This is a genomic window from Cupriavidus sp. 05L310, from assembly GCF_056398185.1.
Map to the genome: position 1 here is coordinate 1 of NZ_JBFTOX010000118.1, position 8,737 is coordinate 8,737.

The following is an 8,737-nucleotide window of genomic DNA, read 5'->3' on the forward strand; positions in this document are numbered from 1 at the left end:
AGACTGCCGCGCAGGACCTCGGCATCGAGCAGCGACAGGTAGTTTGGCGCCAGGTGCGACAGCACGCGCCAGTGGAAGCGGTCGGCGGTGGGCGGGTACACCGGCAGGGTCGGTGCGGTCAGGTTGCGCACCGCGCCGATGTTGGCGAATCCGCTCCGCATATGCGTGATGCCGGCCTCGCGCAGACCCTTGCGGGGCAGCATGCCGTTGGTGCCCGTGACCGACAGCGACAGCGTCTCCTGGGGCAGGGTCTGTTGCTGCTCCCAGGCATGGCCGCCGAGCACCACCCAGGTGTCGAACCTGCCCGAGGGACCGCGGCGCACCCGGGTGTGGAAGTAGCGCTCGGGCATCTCATGGCGCAGCATGCCGCCCCGGTGGCGAAAGGCCGCGAACGGCGCGTACTCGAAGCGCGCGCCGCTCGCTGCCTCGAAGCCGCGCACGGTATCGACCGAGTACGCTTCGACATGCTGCCCGTGTTGCTCCATGGCCCGCACCCGGTACTCGGTCTCGACGTGCGTGACCGTGATCGGGTCGGCTTCCAGTTCGAACAGGTTGATGATGGGCGTGCAGAAGAGCCGCACGTTCTCCGCCGAGAAGCGCATGTCGTCGGGGAACGGCCTGGTCAGTACCGCCTCCACGTCAACATGCCCGGTACCTGGTGGGATGGCGCCCATGTCCAGCCCCACCAGATCCACGAACATGAACTTCTCGGGAAAGGTGAAGTACTCCAGCAGCAGCTGGTAGCCACCAAAAGCATTGTCCGGCTTGGGCCACAGGCGTGCCTGCGCGTCGAAGCCGGCCGCTTCCAGCGCCAGGCCGGGCATCGCCTGGGACGCGCCCGGGCGTTGCTCCGGGTAGCCGGGGATGCGCACCTGCATGGCCAGCGGCCGGGCGGTCAGCGCGGCATACAGCGCCAGTGCCAATGGCCGGTCGGCATGGAGGTAGAGCCGCAGGCGCGGCACCGCCAGTGGCTCGCGCAGTGCCTGCGCCTGTAGTTCGAGCCTGAACCGGATCACCGAGCGGCCATCCTCGCGCGCATAGGCGTTGGCCTCGGTCAGGCGCAGCGGGTACAAGTCGACTGCTTGCGTGGTCCGGTAGATGCATTGCACGGCATCATTGCCACCGGCTGCCTGCGTGCCAAGCGGCACAGGGTCGGACAGCACCTCCAGTCCGGCCGGCACGGTTTCGTGGCGCTGCAACGTGTCAATGGTCGGGGACAACTCGAGGATCGACAGCGACGGGATCATGTACAGGTAGTGCGGCCACAGCATGCTGACCAGCCCTTCGGTCAGCTCCGGCAGCTCGTCGTCCAGCTTATGGCGCAGCCGCCCCATCAGGAAGGCAAAGCCCTCGAACAGCCGCTCGACATGGGGATCGCGCTCGCCGATGCCGTCAATATTGAGCATGCGCGCACGGTCGGGAAACGCCTGGGCGAACTCCTTGCCGGCTTCGCGCAGGTAGCGCATCTCCGCTTCGTAGTAGCGCAGGATTTCGTTGTCTTGGGTGGGATCGGTCATGAGGCTGTCAGTAAACTCGCCGGTCAGGCGATGGCCACGGCACGGGCCGGGTCGATGGCGGTCAGATCGCCGAGCAGGGCTTCGATACGCTGAGCAAGAGCGACCTTGTCCGCGTCCTTGCGCGTCATGCGGGCCTTGATCAACCGCAGCAGCTGCTGCTTGGCCTCGAACGCGAGCGAAGGCTCCCAGGTGGCCAGCTGAAAGCGCTGCGCGTTCACCTCGAGGGCGCCCAGCAAGTGCAACGCCGTGTCCGCGCGACCCGCACGTTCGGCCACGCGCGCCATCACCAGTTGCCGCACGAAGCGGTCGCGCTCACCGTCCGGCGCCGGCAGGCCCTGCAACCAGGCGAACGCGGCATCGAGGCTCTGTTGGGCGGCGAGGTCCGCCGCCTGGGCTTCCGTCTCCGCCCAGTCGGTGCTGGCGGACGCGACCGATACCGGCACCATGGGCTCGCCGCGCTCGACATCGCGTACGGTGGCATGGCGCGCAATCCACGCCAATGTGGTGTCATCCGCAAACGGTGTGCCGTCCGTGAAGGCCAGTTGATCGAGGCCGGGCAGGCGTTCGAGCATCAGCGCACAGTCAGTGGCGAGCAGGTCGCGCGCGCGGGCATACTCGCCGCCGGCCTGATCCTGGGCCGTGAAAGCGTAGTACGGCAGGTCCAGCCAGAAATGATTGGCGCCTTCGGCGAAGGCCTGCTCGACGCGGTCGAGCAGTTCCGGCCACTGCTTTTGCAGCATCAGGCGCTTGAGCTGGGCGCGCAGTTCGGCGCGCGGCGCCACCAGGCGCGTCTTGCCGCCGTGCTCGTGCGGCGGGATCTCGGTCAACGTATCCCACCGTACGCAGCGCATCAGGCGGTAGGCCGCGAGGTAGCCCTGCGGTTGCTGGCGCAGGTACAGCGCCATCTGGCGCGCCCGATCCAGCAGATCGCGCGTCGAGGCCACCTCGCCCAAGGCTGGCAGGACCGAGGCGGCCGCCGGCCCGGATGGCGCATCCCCACCAGGGTTGCCGGTGGCCGACGGTGACTCGACCCGGCCCTCGAAGCGACGGATGAGCCCATCCAGCGCCGGGCGAGCCGGTTCCGGCCACTGCGCCGTGCGCTCGAGAATCAGCGCCAGTGCCGACAGGGTACGTTCCAGCTGCGCGCCGGCCAGGCCCGGCACCCGGTCGAGCCGGTCCGTGAACGTCGCGCCGGCCAGCCATTCGAGTGCCGCCTTGCGGCTCTCGGCCCGGGCGGGCAGCAGCCGGGCGCCAAAACGGTCGACCAGTGCCGACAGCAACTCGAAGCCAGCGGCGACCCCTTCGGCGCCATCGCGCCGCATGCGCCCGTAGACGTAATACACGGCAAGGCGCACGTCCTTGGCGGTCAGCTTGAGCAGCCGCTCGGCGGACTCGACAATCAGCGTGTCGTTCACGCCGGACAGCTTGGCCACCTCCTCCTTGATGGCGAGGAAGTCGTCGTCGTAGCCCGGATCGTCGCCGGCCGGAGCGTCGGGACGGATGGGTTGCAGCCATGGGTCCCAGCGCGCCTGTGTGGAGCGAGCGAGATCCGCAGGGGCACGCGCGCCGAAGAGCGCGTTGAGGAGCTTGTTGAACATGGTTTGTCGTTTGTCCCTGTCTATCTCTACTTGCGCAGGGCGGGTGTAGCGCGGGCCGCCGCCAGCGGCTCCCGGCCCACGAAGATCCGCGTTGGCAGCACAAAGCCCCGCAGCGCCAGCATCTCCAGCGGCCCCTGCCCGACCTCGGTACGCATCAGGTAGCGCACCGGATAGGTCACGTCCGCCGCAACAGGCGCCTGGGCGCTGCGCGCCGTCAGGCTGTCGGGATCTTCGGCGAAGGTCCGGCCGTGCGCATCGGCCCGGTTCTCGGCAGGGGCCTTCGGTGCGCCTGGCCCTTCTAGCGTTTCCGGCGCATCCAGCGCGTCCGGCCTCGCCTGCCACGTCAGCTGGTAGTTCGCGCTATCCACCGGTTCGACGTGCGCGCGCTCCAGCATCCGCACCAGGCCCCAGCGGCCGCCGAACTCGTAGCTCTTGCTGGTGCCGGCGCGCTCGGTCTGCCATTGCAGCCGGGTTCCCGGGTCCTGCAGGTTGTTGCCCGGCCAGCGCATTGCCTGCCACGTCTCGCGCTGGTTGTAGTAGTGCAGCGTCTGCCCATCGAGCGTCAGCAGCGTGTCGGTCAGGCCCGGGGTGGGGATCGGCTTGAACTCGAAGCGGTACTGCGGCTCGCCCTGCGCCAGCAGGTGCGCCGCCATGCGCTGCAAGGTGTTGATCGCGTTGAGGAAGGCCGGATCGAAGGACTGCGCCTGCCCGCCAGTGGCTGCCGGCAGCCACTGATCGCCCTGCAGTTCGAGCACGCCCGCCAGCTGCGTGCCGAGGAAGGACCCGATCAAGCCGCTCTGCGGACGCAGGAAGCGCGCCAGCTCGGCCAGCGAGGCATCGTTGGCGGTGTCCGCAAACGGATAGCGTCCGGAGAACGAGCGGCTCCATGTCATCGCGATGCTTTGGCGCCACGCGTCGTTCAAGCTTGCCTGCGCCGGTTGCAGCACCGTCTGCGTCGCCTGCGCGATGGGCCGCACGAACAGCGTCTCGCCCATGCCCGCCCACTGGCTGCCGAGGCTCGCCGCCATCAGTTGCGCATAGGCCTGGGTGTCGGCCAGTTCCGAGCCCTTGCCCTGGAACAGCGCCTGCGCCATCTGACGGGCCTGCGCATCGGCATCGGCGCTGTTGCCGACCTGCTGCAGGCGCAGGCGCAGTGCCGTCGCGCGGTCAAGGAACCGTTGCAGACTCAGGTCACCGCTGGTGCCCGCGCTGGCGCTGCCGGGCTGACCCTGCGCCACCAGCCGCAGCACCGGGCCAAAGGCCGCGCCCAGCGGCCCCGCCGCGTCCGGCTTCGCCACCTCGGGCCCCGCCGGCTTCTTGCCGAGCAGGTCCTGCGTCTTGGCCACCAGCGTATCGGACAGCGAGTCCTTGCGGGCGCCGGCGCCGCCCTGGTATTCGAGCGACTTCATCAGCGCGATCACCGGCGACTGGCGCGCGTCGGCCATCAGCTTGAGCTGCCCGATCGCGGCCGGCAGGGTCGGCGCGGCCTCCCATTGCAAGCTGTTCATGAAGCCCTGCCAATGCTCCGCGTAATCGGCGAAGTACTGCTCGGTCAGGGCCGCCTGCAGCGCTTCGGCCGAACGGCTCTCAGTCTGCTGCTGCTGTTGCTGCGGCTTGCCATCGGTCAGCACCCAGTCATTGGCGATCTCCGTGCGCTTGGCGGCCTGCTCGATCGCGGGGGCGACATAGCCCTCATAGGCCTGCCGGGTGAAGACCCCCGGCACGATGGCCGCGGCTCGCACCAGCCCCCGGGGATCGGTGCCGGCGATCAGCGCGGCCAGGGTCTGGTCCGGATACTTGCCGCCAGCGTGCTCACCAAAAGTCTGGATCACGCCCCGATAGACGGTGTCCTCGGCATTGCGCTCGCCGATCACGGCCAGCAGCGTCTGGCGGGCCCCGGCGACCAGTTCGGGGCGCGGCTCGATGTGTCCTGCCGGGTTGGCCTTCAAATGCTCCGCATAGAACTTGAGCAAGCGCTCGGCAAGGTCCTGCCGCTCACCCGGGGTCATCCGGGCATCGGTGGACCAGTGCTGCACCAGTTGCGGGACCAGGAAGGCCGGCTCGGCCCGGTCGGGGTTGGTCAGCATCAGATAGGTCTTGAGCGCCTGGTGGCCGCTCAACGCCACCCGGTTGGTTACCGCATCCAGCACCGTGGTGCGCAGTTGCGCGAGATCCACCAGCGACGCCTCCAGATCCCGCTGCACGGGCGCGACGAGCAGCTCGCGGCTGGCCTGCGCGTAGGGCTTCCACAGCGCGGCGAGGACCGCCGGATCGCGATTCAGGCCAAAGCGGGTCGCAAGCGGCGCATGATGCTGGGTACGGTACTCGTAGCGCTCGATCTGCTGCTGCAAGGCGAGGAGCGCGCGCAGGCGGGCCGCCGGGTTGGGGGCCGTCTGAAAGTCGTTCACGGATTGCCGGGCGGCGTGGATGTCCCGCCCGTTCAGCACGCCGGAGACCAGCATGCCGGCACTCCACAAGCCGATGGCCGTCAGGCCCACGATGGCAGACACCGTGACCGGGTGCCAGCCAACGCGCTGTCCCGGCTGGCGGCGGGCGGCTTCGCCCAGGTAGTGCCAGAGCGGCAGGTCGATGCTGCTCTGCACGCTCGCATCGCCGGCGATGGGCCGTGGATACGGCGCAAAGACAATACCCTCCACGGCGATGCGCCGGCGCTGCCGGCCCCCCAATCCGGCGATCCAGTCGGCGAGCGCTTTGCCGCGGGTGTCGAGCCGCTGCGAAAGCTCTCCCATATAGCGGTCGCGGTTGCCCTCCATCAGTTGCGCGACCACGCGCTGCGCCAGCTGGTCGCGCAGCGTGCGCAACGCGTCATCGATGGCGTCCGCGTCCGCCTGGCGCGGCAGTTCGCAACTGATGACCGGCATGAGGCCGTGGCCCACCGTTCTCGCCTCCGCCACATCGAGCAGGTAGACCGGGGCGGACCAGCGCAGCAATTCGGCGATGCGCGCCAGGCGCATCCCATGGGGATGGGCGCCGCGGCGCTGCACCTGCAGATCCGTTGCGCTGTCCATTGTGAGAATCACCGCGTCCACCGGACGGCGGCGGCGTAGTCGGTAGAGTTGCTTGAGCCAGTCGGCGTCCGGCCAGCCTTCCTTGTTGGCCTTGCTCCATAGCAACACCGCGTCGGGGGTGATCAGCCAGCCTTGTTCTGCCAGTTCGGGCAGGAGGCGGGCGATGGCGGCGTCGTCGCCGGTGAGCAGCAGCCAGGGCTGGCGGTAGCGCCAGCGCCAACCGTGATGCACGTGAAGCGCGTCGCGTATAGTGGCCAGTCGCCCGGGACGCGCTGCCGGCGCGCCGCCTCCCGCCGTCGCAGCCTCGCTCCGCTTGCTGGCATCGTAGTTGGCGACCCACAGCCTGGCGCGCAGCAACTGGATCTTTAGCGCCAACCATTCGTAGTACCTGGCCAGCAGCAGCGACACAATGCACCCGATCGCCAAGGAAATCTCGAACAGCTTGACTTGCTGCCGCGACAGCCCCTGCCCCGGCCCCTCGAACCAAACCGCGAGGCCGACTGCGACAAAGAGGATCAATATCGCGATACAGAGATAGCGTGCTACTGGCTGTGGCTTGTATTCATTCATGATGGCTTGCAGCACACGAGGGCGATGCACCGATCGCCCTCCTGGGTGAGGACGAGTTGCGATTGGGCGGACAGGGCGGCATTCTCGGCAGCGAGGACAGTCGCGAGCCATGCGCCTGCACTGCCAGAGTTGCCGATGGTCTTCGCAAGATCCACCCATGTGACGGCATCGCCCAGGGGCGACGATGACTTGAGATGCGTGACCACCTCGTCGGAAAGCGCTTGGTCCCAAACCGCACCGATGCCTTCGGTGCTGGTTCGCCCCCAACGCATTGCGAGCGCCACGCAATCCGAGGCGGACTGCGCGCTGTCCTGGGCTGGACGGTGCAAGTGCAGCGCGGAACCATGCCGCGAGGCCCCGGGGCGGCCCACCAGCAAAGCGACGCCAGCCTCGGCCACGCCGCCATCCAAGCGTTCACTGATGGCACGCCTCAACTGAAGTGCGACGAGTAGCTGCACCTCGTCTGCGGGCATGCGGTCCGCCCAGGCGTCGACATCAAACAGCGACAGATCATCCGTATCGTCTGTCGCGACGACGGGCAACTGCGGGAGGCATGCCAATATCTTGGCTTCAAGTCGCGCGCCGACCTCATCCGCCTCCACGGATGACGCAGAGACGAGCCGTACATGTAGCCGGGTCTGCGCTGGCAAGGACTCCAGACTCGCAATAACCGGGCGGAGCAAGCGGTCAAGCAGCCAGTCAGTGACGACTTTATGCCTGGCGTGCTCCGAGAGTTCATTGCCCGGGTAGAACGGCTTCTCGGGTATCGCGATCCAGCGGGCGATCACATCCGTTTCAGGGTATGCCGCACTTGGCCGGGCAGCCATTTGCATGCGCCCGCTCGCAATGCCCTCAACGCCGTTCTCTGCGTCGTCAGCAGAAAAGCACCAGGCGTGGGCCAGAATCGCAAGTGGCTTGCTAGCGCTCGCATGGCAGTCCTGTTCCTCGGCATCGCTCGCCCGGTTGACCGCCATGGCGTCACTGCGCCGCGCATACGCGCCGGCCATGGCCACGCTCCACAGAAAGGCCCAAGCAGCCAAGGGATAGCCTATGACGCAGAGCCAGAACCAGAAGGTGTTTGTCGGCTTTGTCGCGGGCCAGAGGGAGATGACAAACGCAGCGCCCCCACCCACAATGGCGACAAACAGGAACGTCCACCAGGCGACCGACAGGCGCGGCAGGTCTGGCACCGTGGCTCTGGGCGGTACCCGCTGAAAATCGATGGGCATTTACCGAACCGTCGCGCCGCGCCAGTGAGCAATGAGGATACTGCCGCACTGGGTCCGGTCGCCGTCGCGCGCAAGCGGCACGCCCGCATCGGTCATGCTGGCTCCGCCCTCCACGATCTTGTTGTTGCCGTGAATCGGACACGACACGATATCGCCGATCCGCGCGGCTCGTCTCCCCCGGACCTGAATGCGGTCCGATCCCGACAGGATCTTGCCGCCATGACTTGTATCGTCGTCTTCGTAAGCTAGTTCTTTCATAATCAAAATTCCTGCTTGCCTCTACATTAGTTATTCTTCATCGCGGCATATTTTGCAAAAAAATACCCCCCCATAAAACTAATACAAAAATAAGATATTTATTTAATACGATTAAATTTCGATTTGATGTATTTTGCATAATAAATATCACCCTCAGATTTTAATTTCGATGAGATGAGGTCGTAAACCTCTTTATTTCCATGACTAGGCGGATCGCAGGCCAAAATATTTGGCACCCCCAAACTACCCATAATCATCTCGGATAACTTAAATCCCTTGTTCCTTTTACTTATTTTTAAGTAACCACCCCAAATTTCTCTTGCACTTTCGGGATTGCCACCAGCCATTACCTTCGCAATACCAAGGAAATCACCTCTCTCACCCAATAGCCAGAGGTCTACTTTCGCGTCCCATCGCCAATCCACCCAAGATAAGCCGCCAAATAAAATCGCATTTTGCGCCGAGGACACTTGACAGGTGACGAGGTTCGAGCGGCCGCCGCCCTGCTTGCGCTGGCTGTTTAGCGCAAGCAGGGC

At 66.3% G+C, this 8,737-nt stretch carries 5 protein-coding genes and 1 pseudogene; all 6 read right to left on the reverse strand.

Annotated elements, in window-relative coordinates:
• Positions 1-1,517, reverse strand: a 1,517-nt coding sequence (gene tssF, locus AC1DS6_RS41845) for a type VI secretion system baseplate subunit TssF (protein ID WP_477104717.1), incomplete at its 3' end; no start/stop codon positions are given.
• A gap of 23 nt (positions 1,518-1,540) precedes the next feature.
• Entirely contained in the window at positions 1,541-3,115 is a 1,575-nt protein-coding gene (gene tssA / locus AC1DS6_RS41850; protein ID WP_477104718.1) for a type VI secretion system protein TssA, read from the reverse strand.
• Positions 3,116-3,141: 26 nt separating this feature from the next.
• Positions 3,142-6,744, reverse strand: a complete 3,603-nt coding sequence (locus AC1DS6_RS41855; protein WP_477104719.1) for an ImcF-related family protein — start codon at positions 6,742-6,744, stop codon at positions 3,142-3,144.
• A complete protein-coding gene (locus AC1DS6_RS41860) occupies positions 6,711-7,943 on the reverse strand; it encodes a hypothetical protein (RefSeq protein WP_441637482.1) in 1,233 nt (410 codons plus the stop codon). Before AC1DS6_RS41860 ends, AC1DS6_RS41855 begins: the two co-directional genes overlap by 34 nt.
• On the reverse strand, positions 7,944-8,201 hold the full coding sequence (locus AC1DS6_RS41865) for a PAAR domain-containing protein (RefSeq protein ID WP_150984982.1): 258 nt from the start codon (positions 8,199-8,201) through the stop codon (positions 7,944-7,946).
• A gap of 98 nt (positions 8,202-8,299) precedes the next feature.
• A pseudogene (locus AC1DS6_RS41870) lies at positions 8,300-8,737 on the reverse strand (hypothetical protein); the annotation flags it as partial.

What these genes read in the sequence shown, in the direction of transcription:
- AC1DS6_RS41860 (WP_441637482.1), bottom strand. Translation starts at nt 7,943, where the DNA reads ATGCCCATCGATTTTCAGCGGGTACCGCCCAGAGCCACGGTGCCAGAC.
- tssA (WP_477104718.1), bottom strand. Translation starts at nt 3,115, where the DNA reads ATGTTCAACAAGCTCCTCAACGCGCTCTTCGGCGCGCGTGCCCCTGCG.
- AC1DS6_RS41865 (WP_150984982.1), bottom strand. Translation starts at nt 8,201, where the DNA reads ATGAAAGAACTAGCTTACGAAGACGACGATACAAGTCATGGCGGCAAG.